The sequence below is a fragment of the Salinibacter grassmerensis genome (assembly GCF_947077765.1).
Classification (GTDB): domain Bacteria; phylum Bacteroidota; class Rhodothermia; order Rhodothermales; family Salinibacteraceae; genus Salinibacter; species Salinibacter grassmerensis.
In genome coordinates this window covers 53,164-72,077 of record NZ_CAMTTF010000009.1, presented here as the reverse complement: position 1 = coordinate 72,077, position 18,914 = coordinate 53,164, and the positions used below count along the sequence as shown (strand labels likewise).

Here is an 18,914-nt window from a genome sequence, read left to right as displayed (position 1 = left end):
CCTTGGCTGGAGAGAAGCGCCCTCAATTCACGACTGTGATCTTCCGCGTCTCCGTGAAGGTCTCTCCGTTGAATCGCAGAAAGTAGGGACCGCTGGAGAGGGAGCCTGTTGAAATGCGCACGCTCTGCCGAAAGCCTTCCGGAATTTCTCTATCGAGCAGAATCCGGAGGCGCCGCCCAAGCAGATCATAGAGCTCGACGCGCACTTCCTGGGTTTTGTCGAGGACGAATCGGGTCGTTGAAGAAGACGTAGGCCCGGAGGCAACGCCCCCCTCATCGATTCGAATCTCTCGCGTCAGTACGGCCTCGCGGCCGGGGGATGCTTGAGACGATCGGTTGCCGGCGTCGTCCTCGGCGACGAGCGCGAAGTAGTAGGTGCGACCCGTTTCGAGTCCGTCCGACGACGTCACGGTGGCGATCTCCGTTCGACCCGCGGGGGCAGGAAGTAGCGGCACGTTCACAGGCCGGGCCTGCTCGAAGTCGGCCGCAGATTCGATGCGAGTCGTGTCGTAACGGAGCAGATACCGCTGGGCTGATCCAGTCCGCCCATCGTCGCCGGTGGCTGTCCAGCGCAGTGTCACGGATGGCTCACGAGTGTCAACCTCGCTGATCTGGAAGTCCTGAACGGGCGCAGGCGGAGCGACATCAGTTTCTCCATTCAAAGGCCTACCGCTTAGAGTCTTCGAGCCTGTATTTCTGGGGTCTAGCCAACCTTGGAGTTGCGCACCAATCGGACCTCCCGTTTCCCAGGCATTGTAAATTCGTCCGTACCAGTCTTGAACTTCACACCCCAGGCCGCCGCTCGAGAGTACCCCGACAGTTCTTTGAGAAGAATCGAATAGTGGCCCACCTGATGAGCCCCTTTCCGTAGTGCCCTTATCCCAGTTGACGCGGATGTGAGTGTCATTGGAAGAGTTCGACAAGCCCGTAATAGCGGTCTGGTCGAATTCGAAGGTGATTCGCTTTCCGTAAGTGCTCGGGTGGTGGATGCTTACAGCCTCTGATGGGGCAAATTCTTCCTCTCGATTCCACCCGTTCAGAAAAAGATTATAGCTTGCTGGAATTGGCTCGTCGATTTCGACAAGAGTAATATCCGGCTTACCTGCTATGTCATTCGAAGAACAGAAGCCATTAGTATTTTCGCAGTTTCCGTAGCTCATTCGGAGAAGGGCACCGGATGATGTCTGGTCGGTTTTGTCGTCAGTAGTAGGAGGTATTTCTTCTTCTCCTCCTTGTGGACGACACGTTGGATGCTGGTAGTTCCAGTAAAAAACCATCGAGGTAACCTTCTCTTCACTTCCTTCCAAACAGTGCTCAGCAGTGAGGAAGTACGGCGTTCCATCTTCGCTTGTATTGTTGATGAGTGATCCTGAACAGAGGTCGGTACCGTTGATGGAATAGAGTCCCACAGAGCGGATCTGATTCCGCCAGGGATCGGCTTCAGGACATGCAACGTCAATGTTACAGGATCGTGAACCTACATCGGCCTTCTTAGTAGGTTTTGGGCTTAAGGGGCGGAAGCCGTGATTAGCTCTTGATACGAGAACAGATGTTCTTTCCCGTTTCCCTTCGGGCACTTCAAGTTCAATAATTGCCTGATTGCCGGGCACGATGGGTGTCCAGAGTTGCCCTTTCGTGGCATCCTCTCGGGTGTAAGGGCCATGTATAACTTCACCTCTTGGATCATGAACATATAGCTTGGCACCTCTGGGTAGTAGGAAATTCTTAAACCCAAAGTTGAGAGAAACTGCATTTTCGGAGCGGATACGAAGACGCCAGAGCCAGGAACCCGACGGGAGCTGCTCCCAAGTGCCATTTTTGTGAAGCGAATAGTCGGTATCAAATGCTTTTCCGAAGCGGTATGGCTCTCCCTTATCCGCTCGTTTTTCAGCCTTGGCTCGGAGCGCCTCTACATCGACGGTCGGCAGCGTCTGGATGGCGATATCCGCCGTCGATCGAGCCGTGGCGTGCTGGCGCGACGGAAGCGCCGTCCGCTCCTGGGCGGTAGCGGCACCTGTCACCCACGCGTACCCCACCAGCACCCCGATTATAGCGAGTGTGTATCTCCGAAAAGACATTGGGGACTTAGGGAAGATCCAGGTTAAGTGCTGCTCGAGCGGTCGGACACGCGCTCGTCCATCTCCCCCACCTTCTCCGTCAAGTCGTCCTTGTACGCGGTCATTTTGGACCGGAGGTCGGGGTTCTCAACGCCGAGAATTTGAACAGCCAGCAGGGCGGCATTGTCGGCGGCGTTGATGGCGACGGACCCGACGGGCACGCCGCCTGGCATCTGGACGATGGACAGCAGCGAGTCGATGCCGTTCATGGTACTGGTTTTTACGGGCACGCCGATGACGGGGAGGGGCGTGGTGGCGGCGAGCATGCCGGGCAGGTGGGCCGCCCCGCCGGCGCCGGCGATAATGACCTCCACGCCGCGCTCGTGGGCCGCCTCGGCGTACTCCTTCATGACGCCTGGAGTGCGGTGGGCGGAGAGGACCCGCATCTCGTAGGACACGTCAAACTCGTCGAGCACCTCGGCGGCGTCCTCCATGACGGGAAGATCAGAGTCGCTGCCCATGGCGATGCCGACGGGCGGTGCGGGGGAAGTAGACATGGTCGGTCGAGGTGGATGTGGAGAGAAACGACATAGATTCGTGGAGACTGCTCGGGGCGTGGCAAGGCTCAGGCGACGGAGCGGATTGTGTGTGGGAAAAGGCCCATCACGCCGTCGAGGAGCATCCACAAGCGACTATAATTCAATCGCGCTGGCAGCCATTTCGGCTCGCTTTCGCGTGTCGGCGCGGTCGGTGCCGAGGGCGGTCACATGGCCCATCTTGCGGCCGGGACGCACGTCGGGCTTGCCGTAGATGTGTGGAGTAACGCCCTCGGTGTCGAGGGCACGCGGGAGGCCCGTCGTCCGTGGGGGCGTGCCCTCGCGGCGGCCCAGCACATTCACCATTACGGCCACGCGGGTTCGAAGTGAGGGATCCCCCAAGGGCCAGTCTAGAACGGCCCGCACATGGTTTTCGAACTGAGAGGTGGCGGCGCCCTCAATCGAGTAGTGTCCGGTATTGTGGGGGCGCGGGGCGAGTTCGTTGACGAGCACACGCCCATCCGGCATTTCGAAAAGCTCGACGGCGATAAGCCCAACGCCCTCGACCGCATCGACGGACTTTTGGGCGATGTGTCGGGCCTTTTCGGCAATCTCAGCGTCGATGTCCGCGGGCACCTCCACGGCGTGGCACCGGTGGTCGCGCTGCTCGGTGTAGGCGACCGGATACACGACCTGGTTCCCGCCCGGCCGCCGGGCCACCTGCACCGCGAGCTCGCGGGCAAAGTCCGCGAACGTTTCGACCATCGCGCCATCCTCGGTGGCCAAGTCGGGCCAGGCCTCGCGGAGCTCGTCTTCGGAAGCGGCCGTGGCGTTTCCGTAGCCATCGTAGGCCCCGCGATACTGTTTGAGAACCACCGGGTAGCCGAGCTCGTCCGCGGCGTCAAAGGCCTCGTCGAGGGTCTCGCAGCGTGCAAACGCCGGCACCGGGCACCCGGCGTCGGCGAGGTGCTGTTTCTGTACGCCCTTGTCCTTGATGAGGGAAAGGGTTTTGGTGGAGGGCCAGAGGGCAGCGTCGTCCGGCAACACCTTGGCGGCGGCGTCGGCGGGCGCCCACTCGCTCTCGACCGTTACCACGTCGCAGTCGGCCGTGAAGGGGCGAAGTACGTCCGGGTCGGTCCAGTCGCCGACCTGGGTTCTGGCGTAGGACTGCATCGGGCCGGCCTCCTTCGGAGACAACAGCCGGACATCTATGCTCATGCGGACGGCCTCGGCCGCCATCATCTTGCCGAGCTGTCCACCGCCAAGAATGCCGATTGTCGGAAACGTTGAGCTCATGCGAGAAAATTCAGTCGGAACGAAATTGCGTGTAAATGGGGGCAGGCCTAGAGAGCTGAGGCGCACAGCACTACGCCTCTTCCGGACCGGCCTCTTCCGCGTCCTCGCCGTGCAGAAGCCCGTCGAGTTCTTGTTCGGTGTCGACGAGCACGTCGCGAGCCTTGGTGCCATTGAAGGGGCCTACGATGCCGGCCTCCTCCAGTTGATCGACGATGCGGGCGGCGCGCGTGTACCCGACCGCCAGCTTGCGCTGGAGGAGCGACACGGAGCCCTGCTGGCGGCGCACGATGACACGGGCCGCCTCCTCGAATTTCTCGTCGGTGTCCTCCACGCCCAGGGTCTCGTCCGGGCCGTGGCCGGCGTCCTGTAAGGAGGGCAACGTGTAGGGGGTGACCCCGGGCTGGTCGGCAACGTGATCCACGACCTCCTCCACCTCCTCCACGCTCACGAACGGGCCCTGCAGGCGCTTCAGGTCGCTGCCGCTGAGGAAGAGCATGTCGCCGTTCCCGACGAGGTCCTCGGCGCCGCCCTGATCCAGAATGGTTCGCGAGTCGACCCGGGACGCCACCTCAAAAGCAATGCGGGACGGGAAGTTGGCCTTGATGACCCCGGTTACCACGTCGACCGACGGCCGCTGGGTCGCGAGAATGAGATGGATGCCAACGGCTCGGGCCATCTGGGCGAGTCGTGAGATCGGCCCCTCCACGTCATCGCCGGCCGCCATCATCAGGTCGGCCAGCTCGTCGACCACCACCACGAGGTAGGGCATGTGCCGGTGCCCGTCGGTGGGGTCGAGCTCCCCGGCCTGAAACTTCTCGTTGTACCCGGTGATGTTGCGCACGCTGGCGTCTGAGAGAAGATCGTACCGGGTCTCCATCTCGCGCTCCACGCTCTTGAGGACGCCGGACGCCTCGTCGATGTCGGTGATGACCGTCTGATCGATGTCCTCCGGCACGGCCACGAACTGCGTTTCGAGGGCCGTGTACTGCTGCAGCTCAATCTTCTTCGGGTCGATGATGACGAACCGCAGGTTCGCCGGGTGGCAGGCGTAGATGAGGCCCGTGATGATGGAGTTCAGGCCCACGGACTTGCCAGACCCGGTGGCCCCGGCGATGAGCAGGTGGGGCATCGTTGCCAGGTCGCCCACGTGGACCTCCCCCTCGATGTTTTTGCCGAGGGGAAGGGGGAGTTTGAGATCGGTATCCTGGAATTTTCGGGTCCCGATTACGTTACGAAGACGGACGAGCTCGCGGTTCCGATTGGGGATTTCAACCCCCACGGCCGACTTGCCCGGGATGGGGGCGATCATGCGGATGCCGGGCGCCGCCATCGCCATCGCCAGGTCGTCTTCGAGCGACTTGATGCGGCTGACCTTGATCCCGGGGGCGGGCGTGAGCTCGTAGCGCGTGACGGTCGGACCCACCACGGCGTTGATCTCCTCGATCTCAATGTTATACATGTCGAGCTTGTCCAGGAGCACCCGTTTGTTCTCCTCGAGTTCTTCCCGGTTGATGGTGGGGTCGGTGTCCACCGACTCGTCGAGGAGGTCGAGGGAGGGGGGCTCGTACTCGAAGTCCTCGGGCAGTTCCGCGGTCCGCTTCATCTCGTCGGTCGTTTCCTCCTCGACCTGCTCCTGGATGGTCATCGAAACATCGTCGTCGGGGGCGTCCGGGCCCGGGGAGTCGTCGGGGGCGGGTGCTTCTGGCTCCTCGCGGGGGGGATCCTCGTCGGAGGAAGGAGACGGCGGGTCGGGTTCCGGGGAAGACTCCGCTGTCCGCACCTCCTCCGCAGACGCCGACGCCGCAGTCTCGTCGGACACGTCCTCGGCGGGATCGTCGTCGGACGGATGGGCAGAGGCATCGGGGGACGGCTCCGGAGACGCCGTGCTGTCCTCGGCGGCGGACAGGGCCGGGTCACTCCCCGGCCGAAAGAGGTCGTTCCGGCGAACGGATGGGTCTTGCAGGCCCGAGTCGTCGGGGCGGGTCGGTGGGGAGGCTGGCGAAGGGGAGGCGGAAGCGTCCTGTTCCGTGGGGGAGGATGAGGAGGGATCCGTGGAAGATGTAGACGGAGAAGCCGAGGTGGACGTGGATGAAGCCCGATCGGACGAGGGAGAGGTCCCCTTCGGCCGCTTGTCATGTGCGCGGGCCCGGGTCCACTGGTCACCGATGTAGGCCCCGGCGGCCGAGACGCCCGCTACGATCGCGTGAGCCGCCTCGATGACGCGATCCACTGTGCGCTGAATGTCGTGGTCGACCACCAGCAGGAGCAGGACCGCCCCTGCAAGGAGCAGAAGGATGAAGGAGCCAACCTCACCGAATACATTCTGCATCCAGCCCGCAGTCCCGATGCCAATGAGCCCCGCCCAGGCCTGGAGGGAGGCGTCCACCGTGTGGTGGACCCAGCCGACGAAGCAGGACAGAATGAAGGCGGAGAAGGCCGTCAGAAGCGACGGGTAGAGGAGCCGGTGCAGCGAGGCGTGGCGAAAGACGGCGTAGCCCCACACCATGAGCAGGCCGCTCAACAGCAGTACGCCGTAGCCGATGAAGCCGGGCACAAATGTGTCTGCAAGCTGAGCGCCGAGCAGCCCGAGCACGTTCTGAACGGGCCCGTCGGCCTGGGCGCTCTGCGGGTTGAGGAGGACCTCGGCCCATTCCGCGGATCGAAGGACACCGGCATCGTTGGGATGGTAGCTAGCGAAGGCAAGCGACACCAGCAGGGCGAACACCATCAGCACGAGCCCAAGAATCTCTACCTTTCGACGCGGAGAGATCAGAAAGGCCTCCTCCGTATTCGTGTCGGAACCCGAGGCAGCCATACAGCCGAACAGGCGAGGCGGAGAAAAGAGGGGCGGCGATGGGGCGCGTAGTGTATATGTGTATCCACTGTCTAGACAGTGCCCACACGGTCGTAAGGTGGGCCCAATGCGGCACAAATGCAACGGACCGGCGCAACTGCAACCGCTCTGTGCACGTGTGAGGGAGAGGGCAGGCTACGCCGACACGACATCCTCGTACAGAAGAAGCCGGTTTTCTGTGTAGTACGGCAGTACCGACAACGCATCAATCCGGAAGCAGTAGTCCAGGTCTGCCTCGCGGTCCTGATCGGCGAGCCATTCAGCGTGGTTGGCGCCACGAAGGGCATTGTCGAGGTTGTCCCGATCGGTGTGGTAGAGCGTGTAGGCCGTGTGGGCCGAGTCCGTAACCGGGTATGGCTCGTCCCCATCCCAGAGGCGATCGAGAAGAAGGCCTGCACAGAGGGCGTCCTCGAGGGCGAGGCGGTTCTGTCGGCCCGCACAGACGATGGTCACGGCGTCGGCCGTCTGACGGACAAAGTCGACGACGCGCTCCGCGTTTAGGAAGCAGGCCACAACGAGGGTGTCGGCCTCTTTCGTCTGCTCCAGGGCCTGCGTCCCGTTGGAGGTGTTCAGGATGATGTCCCGCCCCTGCACAACATCGTGCGTGTACTCGCCCGGCGAGTTGCCAAGGTGATACCCTTCGATCTGCTCCCCGTTGCGCTCGCCCCCGAGCCGATACATATCGGGGTCGAGGTTGCTGGCGATCTTGCCGGCCTGGGCCATGTCGGCAACCGGCATCACGGCGCGAGCGCCCCGGTCCAGGGCCGTTACGATGGTGGAGCAGGCCCGGAGCACGTCGATAACAATGACCGTCCGGTCTTGGACATCGCCTTCCGAAATGTTCGAGTGCGTCAAGAAAACTTCAGCGTCCATCGGACCAGCGAGAGTCAGGGAGAGGAAGGGCGGAAATGCGGGTGCGACGAGTTCACGCGTCCTCGTGGAACGGAGGCTCCATCACCTCCACGTCGAACGTGCGGCGCCGGCTTGCGATCTGTAGCGACCGGCCCGGCTCGGTGTAGGCCGGCTCATTGGGAACGTAGCCGAGGCCGATGCCCGCATCGAGGATGGGCGATTGCGTACCGCTGGTCACCACCCCAATGGCGTCGCCCTCCGATGACTGGAGAATGTTGTCGTGGCGCGGGATGCCCCGCTCCGTGGCCACGAAGCCCACGAGTTTGCGCTCCGGGCCGCGTTCGTGCACGTCCCGCAGGGCCTCCCGCCCGATGAAGTCGCCCTTGTCCAGCTTCACGAGCCACCCCATCCGTGCCTCGTAGGGGTTCACCTCTTCCGTGATGTCGTTGCCGTGCAGGCAGAGCCCCGCCTCGAGGCGGAGTGTGTCGCGGGCGCCGAGGCCGGCCGGCTTCAGGCCGCGGTCCGCACCCGCCTCCAGCAGGGTCGTCCACACGTGCTGGGCCCGGTCGGCGGGCACGTAAAGTTCGAGGCCGGGTTCGCCGGTATAACCGGTGCGGGAGATGAGGGCGGTCTCACAGTCGAGGAAGGCCCCGTCGGTCCGTTCCCAAAAGTGATAGAACGATAGGTCGTCGAGGTCGTCGTCGAGGAACGGCTGGGCGATGTCGAGGGCCTTTGGGCCCTGAAGGGCGAGGAGGGCGGTCTCGGCGGAGATGTCCTGAAGTGTAGCGCCCACGGGGTTATGGTCGTGCATCCACGCCAGGTCTCGCTCTTTGTTGGCGGCATTGAGAACCATCAGGTACTCGTCCTCGGCGCGGCGGTACACGATGCCGTCGTCAATGATGCCGCCGTCGGGGGTGCACATGACCGTGTACATCGCCCGCCCGTCATAGAGTTTTTCGGCGTCGTTGGTCACGAGATGCTGGACCAGGGCAAGGGCCTGCTCCCCCTGAACGAGCACCTCGCCCATGTGACTCACGTCGAACAGCCCGGCGTCGTTACGGACGGCCAGGTGCTCGTCGATAATGCTGTCGTACTGCACAGGCATCTCGAACCCCCCGAACGCCATCATGCGCGCGCCACGTTCCTCGTGGACGCCGTGGAGGGGGGTAACCTGAAGGGACGGAGCGGAGTCGGCCATCGGAAAAGATGAGAAGCTACGAGAGAGCAGGAACGGGCGCAGGCGGAGGTGGAGGCCTACAGGTCGTTATGATACCCGATGGCGTCAGTTTAGTCAACGAAGGAGGAATGATTTTGCGGACACCGCTACGGGCGCCGGGCGTCGTAGCCGGCCTCCGACAGCACCGCGACGGCCTCCTCGGCGTCTTCCGTCTTCTCGAACGCCAGTCGAAAGGTGCCCCCGGTCCCCTCCCGAATGGTCTGAAGCTCAATGTCTTTGATGTTGAGGTCCGCGTCGAGGAGGTGTCCCGAAAGTTCGTGGATGACGCCCTCCTCGTCGGGGGCGCGGACGTAAACGTCGGACAGCGGGTGGAGAAAGCCCTTGTTGTCCCGGGGCATGGCGTCACGGGCCGTGCGCGCCTCCTCGAAGGTGTCTTCGAGGGCATCCAGGTCCTCCTCGATGAGTCGGTTGCGGAGGGTGCGCAGGCCCCGGCGCAGCCGGCTCAGGGCGTCGTGGATCTCACGCTCATTCCCCACCAACACGTCCCGCCACATGTCGAAGGGAGACGACGCAATGCGGGTCATGTCGCGGAACCCGCCCCCTGCGAGTTGCAGGGCGAGATCGCGGTCCGTGTCGTCTTCGGTGGTGGCCACGAGGTTGACAAGGGCCACGGACAGGAGCTGCGGCACGTGGCTGGTGGCAGCGACGAGGCGGTCGTGGCGGGGGGCATCCAGCACGAGCGGCCGGCTGCCAGTGGCTTCAATTAACTCAACAACGGGGGCCAGCGCTCCGTCCAGGGCCGACTCGTCGCTTCCCTCCGGGAGACAGAGGCTGTAGACTGCGTTCTCGAAGAGCAACGGGTCGGCGTGATCAATGCCGCTGTTCTCGGCGCCGGCCATCGGGTGGCCTCCCAAGAATGTGACGTGGTCGGGGAGCACGTCCTCGGCCTGCTCGAGCACGGGTGCTTTCACCGAGGCCACGTCGGTCACGAAGCACCCGTCCGGAAGTGCGTCGGCAATGGTGTCGAGCAGCCGGACTGTCGTGGCGAGGGGCGTGGCGAGGACGACGAGGTCGGTCTCCGTCACGGCGGATATGGGATCGGCCGCTTTCTCGTCGATGGCCCCGCGGTCCTCGGCCTGCTCCAAAACCTCCGGCTGGTCGTGTCCGACGATCGTGATCTCGGGTTGACGCTGGGCCCAGGCGAGCCCGAGGGAGCCGCCGATGAGACCCGTTCCGATAATGGTAAGACGTTCGATCATGCGCGGGGGAGGGAGTGGCGAAAAAGACGAGACATCCCTGTCGGGCCGTCCGACCGGACCCAATCAGGGAAGAGAATGCACGCCGGGGCCGCAACGGATGTTCGGCGGGGAGAGAGGGCGTGAGCCCGAATTGCGGGTTAACGGCCTCCCATGTGAAGAGAAAGCCCTTCCACGAGATCATCGGTTGACAAAGAACAGGCGAAGGAAGCGCTTTTTGTTGCTGTAAAATGCCACAAAGACGTCCTCCCGGCGTTGGGGCCCCTAGTCTTCCGCTGGCTCAGCGGAGGCCCTGGCCCCTACTAGCGGGGCTGGGCAGGAATTTCGACACGCCCGTTTATGACACTTCCCCGCACGATACCATGATCAAGAAGGTAAACAAGCAGTCAAGCGATCGCGTCAAGGTCACGTTCGTCCTTCCGGAGAACCATCCGTACGGGGATGAAGTCTCGGTCGTGGGGGACTTCAACGACTGGGAACCCGGTGAGCACCGCTTTGTGCGCCGCAGCAACCAAACCTACAGCACAAATGTTCTCCTTCCGGAAGACGCCCACTATGCCTTCCGCTACTACAGCGAGAAGGACGGGTGGATCAACGAGGAGGAGGCCGACGACTTTGAGCCCAACGGCTTCGGGACGACAAACTGCGTGGTGGCGACGTAACGGTCCCGCCTCGGTGACGGAAAATGTCGCCGCTGAGGCATGAGACGGGCGGCTGGTAAGTTGCCCACGAGCCACGTTGCGTGTGCTCTCCTCACGGCGCCCACTCTATGGGGGCCCGGTAGCACCGCCGCTGAATTTTCCGGAATCCCGTCTGCGGGCGTCGACCGCCCTTAACGACGGCGCTTCCGGACCCATTCCTGGGCATCAGTGTCCTCCTAGAGTATCTGCTTCGGGGCAATCGGGTCAGTTCACGGAGAAGACCGGGATCGGTGGTCGGTCACCTATCGGACTCGGCCGGCCATCTCGCCAACCGTCCTCAATGCATCCCGACCCACTGAGACGGTCCCCCGAACGGCTGATTGTGGATCGTCTCTGCATCCTCGCTGGCTGCTTCGGCGACGGTGTCGAGGGCTGGCCCGTAGGGTCTTCTGGCCCGACGTCAGTAAGCGTGACCGGCGGCCCAAACTCTAGGGAAAACGCGATAATGTATTCCTCTAGCTGACAGGGCGGGAGGGTTTGGGCTTCGCCGGTAAAGGTGTCAGGTCTGAAGAGCGGAGGCGATGTCCTCCGCTGCCTCCGACGGGTTGAATGAGTCCTCGCGTAGGTTCGTCAGCACGACACACGTGCCGCGTGGGGAGACGACGAACTGTTTGGACTCGCCGTCGGGCCCCGGAAAGGTGACCTCAACCGAGCGATCTTCGTCGGCGGCCTGCTCGCGCAGGTCCGCAATACGGGCGGCGTCGGGGGGCGCGTCGAGGGAGGGGGCAGAGTCGGTCATCGCAGAAGCAGTCGAGTGGTGAACGGAACGAGATGCGGAGAAGAATACGGAGTTCACACGAACGCCCCACCCTCTGGCGAGGATGGGGCGCCTGTGGAGCAAAGTGAGCCCTGGACTATTCGGTGTCGGCAGGGCGACGGAGGCTCGTGACGAAGACAAACCCGTCGGGATTCCGAACTGCCATTCGGAACGCATCGCCGGGCTCGACGCTCTGATACACCTCCATGAAGGTGTCCATGTCCGAGATCTGCTCCCCGGCCATCTTGAAGATGATCTGCCGGGGCTGGAGGCCCGATTCCCGAATCATCCGGTTGGACTGGTCCACGCCCGTGATGACGACCCCTTGGGCCTCATCAAGCCCGAGGCGCCGTGCCATTCCGGGCGTGACGTCCTCCAGTTGGAGGCCCAGCTCCTCCTGAAGTGCCTCGGCGGACGAGGGGCCATCGCTCTCTCCACTGTCCTCAGACGACGCCGTCATGCTCTCGCCGCGGGCACCCAGCGTGACCGTAAAGGTGCGGGCGTCCCCGTCACGATTGATCTGGAGTTCGGCTTCCTCCCCGGGCCGCATGCTGGCGATCTGGTTGCCCAGCTGGAGGTAGTTTTCTAGTGGCGTCCCGTTGATTCCCGTGATGATGTCACCAGACTGAATGCTGGCCTCATCTGCGGGGGCCCCCTCTTCGACCTGCGAAACGACCGCCGATCCCTTCGGAAGATTCTCGTTGTCGACCAGGGTCTCGGGCGCCTCCCTGTAGCGGATGCCGAGGTAGGCCCGCCGCACGTCGCCTTCCTCAATAATCTGGGTGGCGATGCGCTCAACGGTACTGGATGGAATGGCGAACCCGATGCCCTGATTGCCGCCGGACCGGGACACGATGGCCGTGTTGATGCCCACGAGCTCCCCTTGCAGGTTCACGAGGGGACCGCCGGAGTTGCCGGGGTTAATGGCTGCGTCGGTCTGGATGAAGTTCTGAACCCCACCGCCCTGATTGGAGCCCCGACCCCGCTGTGGGCTGGACTGAAGGCGCCCGAGGGCACTGATGATGCCGGCCGTGACGCTGTTGTTGAGCTGGGGGTCGAGTGGCGAGCCAAACGCCATTACCCACTGCCCCACGCTGACCTGTTCCGAGTTGCCGAAGCTGATGGCTGTCATGTCGGACGCGTCGACCTTCAACACGGCCAGGTCCTTGTACTGGTCGGTCCCCACGACCTCGGCCTCGTACTGCTCCCCGCCGAGCGTCTGGACGCTCAACCGCTCGGCGCCCTCAATCACGTGGTTATTGGTGACAATGTGCCCGTCGGAGCGCACGACGACCCCGGAGCCCAGTCCCTGTCGGACTTCGGGCCCCGACGGCCCGCGCTGGCCAAAGAACCGCTCGAACGGCGTGCCCTCGAACGGGTTTTGCATCCGGCGGTCGACCACCTTGGCCGCACGGATCTGGACGACGGCCGGGTTGACGGACTGGGCGACCTCCGAGAACGCCGTCTCGAACCCGTCCAGCGTGCTGGGGGTGGATTGCTCGATCTGTGTTGACCCATCGAGGTCTGCGGCCTGGCTAGAGGTGCCGACGGCGTCGCCCACCCCGAACAGGTTGGCCCCCGCGGTGGCGAACAGGATGCCGGCCAGAAAAGCGCCACCAACAACGACGGCGAGAGAGACTTTGCCTTGCGTGCTCATTAGACGTACGGACAGTCGTAGGGAAAGAACGCGATGAAGGAGCGAGGTCTTTCTTAAATCGCCTCGACCGTGTTTTTCACCTTCCTTGAACGGACGGCCCCCGGCGTTTCGTACCGCTCTCTGTGTGGGAGTTGTAACAACGCGGGTGCGCCCCGGGAAGTGCCACGGCGGCGGACGGACGCTCGACGAGAGCGCCTTACGACTCGTCTCCGGGCACGCCCGGTTCCGTCATGCGTCGAATGTCCAGGTACTCGTCGAGTTCGTCCTCGTCGAGCAGCCCCATCCGCTTCACGACCGTTCGGACGCTTTCGCGGTTCTTGGCGGCGGTCTTGGCCACGTCACTGGCCTTGTCGTAACCGATGGCCGTGTTGAGGGCCGTCGCAACGGAGGGGTTCAGCTCCAGAAGCTCCCGGCAGCGCTCCCGATCGGCCTCGATGCCCTCCACGCACTTGCTGCGAAAGGCGTCCACGCTGTTTGCGAGCAGGTCGATGCTCTGCAGCATGGCGTGAGCCATCACCGGCATCATCACGTTGAGCTCAAAGTTGCCGTGCGTGTTGGCGACGGTGATGGTCTGATGGTTGCCTGTCACCTGCGTGGCGACCATCATGACCTGCTCGCTCTGTACCGGGTTGACCTTCCCGGGCATGATGGAGGAGCCGGGCTGGATGACCGGAAGTTTGATTTCGCCGATGCCGCTCGTGGGCCCGCTGGAGAGGAGGCGCAGGTCGTTTGCGATCTTGAGCAGGGCTGTGGCGAGCGTGTTCAGAGCGCCGTGGGCGTCCACGTAGAGCTCCTTGCCGGCCTGCTGGGCAAAGTGGTTGTCCGTCTTGTAGAACGAGAGCTCGGTGGCGGCGCTGAGGTGCTGGAGGGCCGTTTCGGGAAAGTCCTCCGGACAGTTGAGGCCTGTGCCGGTAGCGGTGCCGCCGAGGGTTACCTCTGAGAGGCGGTTCGACGCCAGCTCAATCCGCTGGATTGCATGTTCGATCTGGGCCGCGTACCCGCCGAACTCCTGGCCCAGCCGTACCGGGGTAGCGTCCATCAGATGCGTCCGGCCGCTCTTGAGAACGTCGTCGAAGGCATCGGCCTTCTCCTCGAGCGCCCCCTGAAGGGCCTCCAGGGCCGGCAGTAGGTCGTGCTCAATCCCCATCCGGGCGGCAACGTGGAGCGTGGTCGGGATGGTGTCGTTCGACGACTGCGACATGTTGACGTCGTCGTTGGGGTGGACCGCCTTGCTGCCCCGGTCGGCCCCCAGGAGCACCGACGCCCGGTTGGCAATCACCTCGTTGGCGTTCATGTTCGTGGAAGTGCCGCTGCCGGTCTGAAAGACGTCGAGCACAAAGTCCTCGTCGTGGCGGCCATCGATGACCTCCTCGGCGGCGTCGACGATTGCCTCGGCGGCCTCGGTCTCCAGACGATTGAGGTCGTGGTTGGCCCGGGCGGCGGCCCGCTTGACGTGGCCGAGGGCCTCGATGAAGCGGCGGGAGAACCGAAGGTCGCTGACCGGAAAGTTCTCCTTGGCCCGCTGGGTCTGGGCGCCGTAAAGGGCCTCGGCAGGGACGCGCACGTCCCCAAGGGAGTCGCTTTCGGTTCGGTAGTCAGAACTCATTGCGAAGAAGGAGGCGGATGAAAGGGGAAGCGAGGAGGCTGTTTGCCCTCGGGGACGAGAGAGGGAGAATCAACAGATTGGGCGCCCATCCCACAGAGAGCGGGTGCCCTGGGTTGCGGAGTCCTGCTCGTGATGCGGGTCCAGGGCCGGCTCGGTTCCATCAGCCAGAGGCCGTCGTCGTCCTCCGGCCGGGTGATCCGGACGCGGAAGTGTATTGCTCTCGATTTCGGCCCGTTGATTGCGACCGACGATGGCCACGTTTGGACGGCGGGGCTCCGGCCCTCGTTTCATAAACGGCTCCAGGGACTCGTGGCAGCAGGCGATGTGAAATCCTCCTGCCCGCCGCGGATCGTTGGCACGGCCGATCAGGGCGCTGGGGGCGCCCGGACGGTCGTTTTGGTCTGGACCTCAGCGGGGGGCGTCGGCGAGGAGCCGACGCATGGCGGGCGATGGGGGGATCGGTCGAACACCACGCCTCGGCCGCCCGCGCCAAATTAAAAATCCCCGCTCTGCGCCGCTGGGCGGCGAAAAGCGGGGGAGGGTGGTCAGGGGCGGATTCGAACCGCCGACACACGGCTTTTCAGGCCGTTGCTCTACCACCTGAGCTACCTGACCTCAAAACACACACGAATGTACTGGATCCGTCCGCGCTTGTCAACGACCGTCCCGGGTGTTTCATCCCCCCTTCAACGGGGGCTGGTCGCGCGAGGCAGAGATGGACTGCCCGTTCTCAATTGGCTCCTCTGAACGGCGCGCGCCCCACATCAGTTTCGACCGCAACGTGTGGAAAAAGTGTTGGCCGGGAAGTTTGACGAGGTTGACGGTGTGGTCGGCCCGCTCCACACTGAACTCCAGATTGTGCTCGTCGAACATGGTGCTCTGCCCGTCCGCGGCGAAGACGTACGGCTGGTCGTTTTCGCGGACCTGACAGGTAATCGTGGCGTCGGCCGGGAGAACAATCGGGCGGACCGTAAGGGTGTGAGGGGCGATGGGGGTCAGGATGACGGCATCCACCCCCGGAGTGATGATGGGGCCGCCGGTCGAGAGCGAGTACGCGGTGGAGCCGGTGGGGGTGCTGATGATGAGGCCGTCGGCCCAGTAGGTGTTCAGCGGGGTGCCGTCGACGGCCACCTCAATTTCGATGAGCCCGGCGGCCCCGCTCCGGTCCAGCACGAACTCATTGAGCGCCCACTCCGTGTCGAGCCCCGAGCCGGATTCCAGGTCGGCCTGAAGGACGAGTCGTTCCTCGGTCCGGTAGTCTCCGGCCTCCAGGGCATCGATCGCGTCGTGAATTTGCCCGATCTCGATGTCGGCAAGAAAGCCGAGGCGCCCGATGTTGACGCCGAGAAGCGGTGTGCCGTTGGGCCCCGTGCGGTGGGCGGTGCGCAGGAGGGTCCCGTCTCCGCCGAACGACAGCACGATGTCGCCAGCCTCCGCCACGTCGTCCACGGCGTGGTCGTGACACACGTCCTCGTCGACAAGGCCATGCTCTACGAGGCCGGTAGCGATGGGCTCGTGGATCCGAAACGGAAGGTCGTCGTCCGTCAGGCGGGTGACGAGCTTCGCCAACGGGGCCCAGAGCGCGTCCTTGGTTGGGTTGCCAGTGATGCCGTAGACCATGTAGCCCGAGGTGGTTCGGAGAGGCGATGAACAGCGCGGTGTGCCCCGATGCCAGCGGTCGTCTCAAAGCTCCCGGTCAACAGAACGTTCCAACCGGAGGGAGACGCCGCGTGGACGAACTTTGCGTGTTGTCAAATATCTGGCTAAGCAAGACACTACCGTTTACCGGACGTAATGTGTTGGCCAAAGTCTCCTTTGCCCGCGGTATTTTTTCATCCCAAATGGGAGTCCTGTCAGTGCGACATCCTACAACTGCCGCCATTCTTTGCGTTCTCCTGTTCGCTCTCCCGGCTCGGGCCCAGGTCGACTCCTCCCCCGTCCGTCTCTCGAACGCGGGCCTGTCGGTGCAGGCGGTGTTCATGGAGCGGGCGCCGGTCGCCACGGGCATCGCGGGGCACGCCAGTTGGGCATTGACGCAGGTGTGGGAACTGCAGGTCGGGGTCCGGCGGGACGCGGTGATGCAGCGGGACATCCGGCGGGCATACGGCAGTCGTACGGAGTGGGCGGATCAACGCCGATTTAGCTTTACTCCAGCGCTGGCGTGGCGGCCGTTCCGGTCGGATGGCGCCCTTCATCAGTCGTTTCGGGTGTCGGTCGGGCCGACGCTTCAGGTGCAGCGCGGAGAGCAGGTCCGGCGCCTTGGTGCCGTTGATCGGGGCACCTCTCTCGAACGATTGACTACGGACGCGGGGCTAGAGGGCGACAACATCTATCTCGATCGATCCCGGACGACCCCACTGCTCTTGCTAACCGACAATACGAACCGGACGAATGTGGGGGTCACCGCTGAGCTTCGGTACGGGCTAACGTACGAGGCGGTGACTGTGGAGGCACTCCTCACCGGGCGACGTGTGACGGGCGTCGATGGGGTAACCGTTGGGTTCGGGGGACGCATGAGCGTAGCGCTCTGAGAGTCGATTTTAATGCCGGGTTGGGTGGCGAAAGCGAACATTGAGGGCACAGAAATTGGGGCCTACATGAGGCCCGTCGGACCTGCCGGCTGTGCAAAAGATCGGCTTGACGCCGAGCGGGACCGCCCGCAGCCCCGGTTTGAACCAGCGTACCCGATCCCGTGGTGGAGGGTCAAGAACGTACCAGGTAAACGGAGCACGGAGCAAAGACGGCAACCTGGTGACTGACCGTTCCAACCGGGCTGTCCGGGTCATCCCGGTCGACCCGGTGGGAGCGCATCACGAGGAGATCCGCGTCGTGCTCCCCGGCGACCCGCGTGATTTCGGGGCCGCGCTCCCCGTAGGTGATCATGGAGTCGACGTCGAATCCATCCTCGGCCAGGTTGTCCGTCCACGCCCCTAGTTTTTTCTCGGCCTCCTGCTGAAGGTCCGCGTAGAAGTCGTCCATCTCGCCGGGCTCTTCGTCCTGAAGCGTTTCGATGGCGTGGTGGAGCAGCACGCGGGTGTGGTCCGGGGTGGCGAGCTCCCGGGCCGTGTCGAGGACGGATTCGTTGGTGCTGGAGAGGTCGACCGGAATCAAGAGAACGTCGTACATGGGCGGAAGGGGAAGTGAAAAGGCAGGTCGAACTGCGGTAGCTGAGATTCCGAAGCGTCCGTCGTAGACGCGAACGGTGGATCTCCCACTCGTAGTGTATCATTAAACCACCGAAGACAAAAGCTGCGGCATGACCCCTCAACGGTAGACATGACACGTTCTGATCTCCAATCCTTGCGACGGTCGCTGGCGCGCCGCCTGCAGGAGAAGGCGGAACTGGAACAGACGGTCCGTGCGGCGCAGTCGCGGTTCGAAGAGGAGGTGGCACCGCTTCAGGAGGAGGTCCTTCGCCTGCAGATGGAGCGGCTCAAAGAGGCAGCCCAGGCCCGCATGCGGAGCGCCCGTCTCCGCAACGCCTACCATGATGCCCAGGAGGCCTACGACGCCTTTCAGGAGCAACGGAGGCAGGGCCCCACGGAGACGGCCCGTTCGGCGCCGGACCTGAAAGCCACCTACCGCCGGGCCACGAAGCTGTGCCACCCGGACGCGGTTGCCGACGCCTACCGCGACGAGGCGGCCGCCACGTTCCGGGCGCTCGAGTCGGCGTTCGACGCTGAGGATCCGACGGCGGTGCACGCTATCGCCGACTCCCTGGAGACATGGGGCTTCCCCCGAGCGCCTGCCGCTCCGCCTGAGTCGTCACTGCCCGACGCGAGGGCGGCCCTGCGGCGGGCGGTTTCGGAGCTTGAAGCCTCGATCGAGCGCCTCCGCGCATCGGAGGCGTACGATGCCGTGACGGCGTCCGGCGACGCCGATCCGGAATCGGCCATCGGGGCCCGCAAGCACATGTTGCGCGAGCGCCTGCGAGCGCTCAGACGCCGGCGTGCGACCCGCGTCTGAAAAGCTGCGAAGGATCGGCGCGCCCCCGGCTGGCCCGTTGTGATTTGGGGCGTGGACGGCTACGTTGTGTCGATGCAAACCATCAAGGCGCGACGAGTGGGGGGCGACTGGCCTTCTCCCTAAACGGCTGTCCTTGTGGTTCTGCAGGCGCTGCCCCTCGTCGCGGGGCGGAGGCCCTCCTCTCGAACTCATTGTGTTGA

The 18,914-nt window shown here is 63.9% G+C and carries 15 protein-coding genes and 1 tRNA gene; 3 read left to right on the top strand and 13 right to left on the bottom strand.

What is annotated here, in order from left to right; genetic code table 11:
* Positions 1-22: 22 nt before the first annotated feature.
* The 7 genes from OJB03_RS14560 to OJB03_RS14530 all read right to left on the bottom strand — a co-directional run bounded on the left by OJB03_RS14560 (position 23) and on the right by OJB03_RS14530 (position 10,030).
* Positions 23-2,041: a trypsin-like serine peptidase gene (locus OJB03_RS14560; protein ID WP_263788730.1), complete on the bottom strand. Its 2,019-nt coding sequence runs from the start codon at positions 2,039-2,041 to the stop codon at positions 23-25.
* Positions 2,042-2,100: 59 nt separating this feature from the next.
* Positions 2,101-2,613 carry a 5-(carboxyamino)imidazole ribonucleotide mutase gene (purE, locus tag OJB03_RS14555; RefSeq protein ID WP_263788728.1) on the bottom strand — a complete coding sequence of 171 codons (513 nt, stop codon included), beginning with the start codon at positions 2,611-2,613 and terminating at the stop codon, positions 2,101-2,103.
* A 135-nt stretch (positions 2,614-2,748) separates the two neighbouring features.
* Positions 2,749-3,888, bottom strand: coding sequence for a 5-(carboxyamino)imidazole ribonucleotide synthase (locus OJB03_RS14550; RefSeq protein WP_263788726.1), 1,140 nt, complete (start codon positions 3,886-3,888; stop codon positions 2,749-2,751).
* Between the two features lie 70 nt (positions 3,889-3,958).
* Positions 3,959-6,703: a DNA translocase FtsK 4TM domain-containing protein gene (locus OJB03_RS14545; protein ID WP_263788724.1), complete on the bottom strand. Its 2,745-nt coding sequence runs from the start codon at positions 6,701-6,703 to the stop codon at positions 3,959-3,961.
* Between the two features lie 174 nt (positions 6,704-6,877).
* On the bottom strand, positions 6,878-7,615 hold the full coding sequence (locus OJB03_RS14540) for a 2-phosphosulfolactate phosphatase (RefSeq protein ID WP_263788722.1): 738 nt from the start codon (positions 7,613-7,615) through the stop codon (positions 6,878-6,880).
* 52 nt (positions 7,616-7,667) lie between these two features.
* Positions 7,668-8,792 carry a glycine cleavage system aminomethyltransferase GcvT gene (gene gcvT / locus OJB03_RS14535; protein ID WP_263788720.1) on the bottom strand — a complete coding sequence of 375 codons (1,125 nt, stop codon included), beginning with the start codon at positions 8,790-8,792 and terminating at the stop codon, positions 7,668-7,670.
* Between the two features lie 125 nt (positions 8,793-8,917).
* Positions 8,918-10,030, bottom strand: a complete 1,113-nt coding sequence (locus OJB03_RS14530) for a prephenate dehydrogenase (RefSeq protein ID WP_263788718.1) — start codon at positions 10,028-10,030, stop codon at positions 8,918-8,920.
* Positions 10,031-10,389: 359 nt separating this feature from the next.
* On the opposite strand from OJB03_RS14530, the gene OJB03_RS14525 reads away from it, so the two are divergent.
* On the top strand, positions 10,390-10,689 hold the full coding sequence (locus OJB03_RS14525; RefSeq protein WP_263788717.1) for an isoamylase early set domain-containing protein: 300 nt from the start codon (positions 10,390-10,392) through the stop codon (positions 10,687-10,689).
* A 538-nt stretch (positions 10,690-11,227) separates the two neighbouring features.
* Here OJB03_RS14525 and OJB03_RS14520 read toward each other — a convergent pair.
* The 5 genes from OJB03_RS14520 to OJB03_RS14500 all read right to left on the bottom strand — a co-directional run bounded on the left by OJB03_RS14520 (position 11,228) and on the right by OJB03_RS14500 (position 16,368).
* Positions 11,228-11,467: a hypothetical protein gene (locus OJB03_RS14520; RefSeq protein ID WP_263788715.1), complete on the bottom strand. Its 240-nt coding sequence runs from the start codon at positions 11,465-11,467 to the stop codon at positions 11,228-11,230.
* A 115-nt stretch (positions 11,468-11,582) separates the two neighbouring features.
* A complete protein-coding gene (locus OJB03_RS14515) occupies positions 11,583-13,142 on the bottom strand; it encodes a trypsin-like peptidase domain-containing protein (RefSeq protein WP_263788713.1) in 1,560 nt (519 codons plus the stop codon).
* Positions 13,143-13,338: 196 nt separating this feature from the next.
* Entirely contained in the window at positions 13,339-14,748 is a 1,410-nt protein-coding gene (locus tag OJB03_RS14510) for a class II fumarate hydratase (RefSeq protein WP_263788711.1), read from the bottom strand.
* A gap of 542 nt (positions 14,749-15,290) precedes the next feature.
* Positions 15,291-15,363: transfer RNA gene (locus OJB03_RS14505), tRNA-Phe, on the bottom strand.
* 60 nt (positions 15,364-15,423) lie between these two features.
* Complete coding sequence (locus OJB03_RS14500; RefSeq protein ID WP_263788709.1) at positions 15,424-16,368, bottom strand: NAD(+)/NADH kinase; 945 nt, start codon at positions 16,366-16,368, stop codon at positions 15,424-15,426.
* 236 nt (positions 16,369-16,604) lie between these two features.
* Here OJB03_RS14500 and OJB03_RS14495 point away from each other — a divergent pair, with 236 nt between their 5' ends.
* The gene (locus OJB03_RS14495; protein WP_263788706.1) at positions 16,605-17,279 is read left to right on the top strand and encodes a hypothetical protein; all 675 of its coding nucleotides are present in this window, start codon (positions 16,605-16,607) and stop codon (positions 17,277-17,279) included.
* A gap of 172 nt (positions 17,280-17,451) precedes the next feature.
* Here the strand turns inward: OJB03_RS14495 and OJB03_RS14490 are convergent, their stop codons facing one another.
* A complete protein-coding gene (locus OJB03_RS14490; protein ID WP_263788704.1) occupies positions 17,452-17,874 on the bottom strand; it encodes a universal stress protein in 423 nt (140 codons plus the stop codon).
* 150 nt (positions 17,875-18,024) lie between these two features.
* On the opposite strand from OJB03_RS14490, the gene OJB03_RS14485 reads away from it, so the two are divergent.
* Entirely contained in the window at positions 18,025-18,714 is a 690-nt protein-coding gene (locus tag OJB03_RS14485; protein ID WP_263788702.1) for a hypothetical protein, read from the top strand.
* The last annotated feature ends 200 nt before the right edge of the window (positions 18,715-18,914 follow it).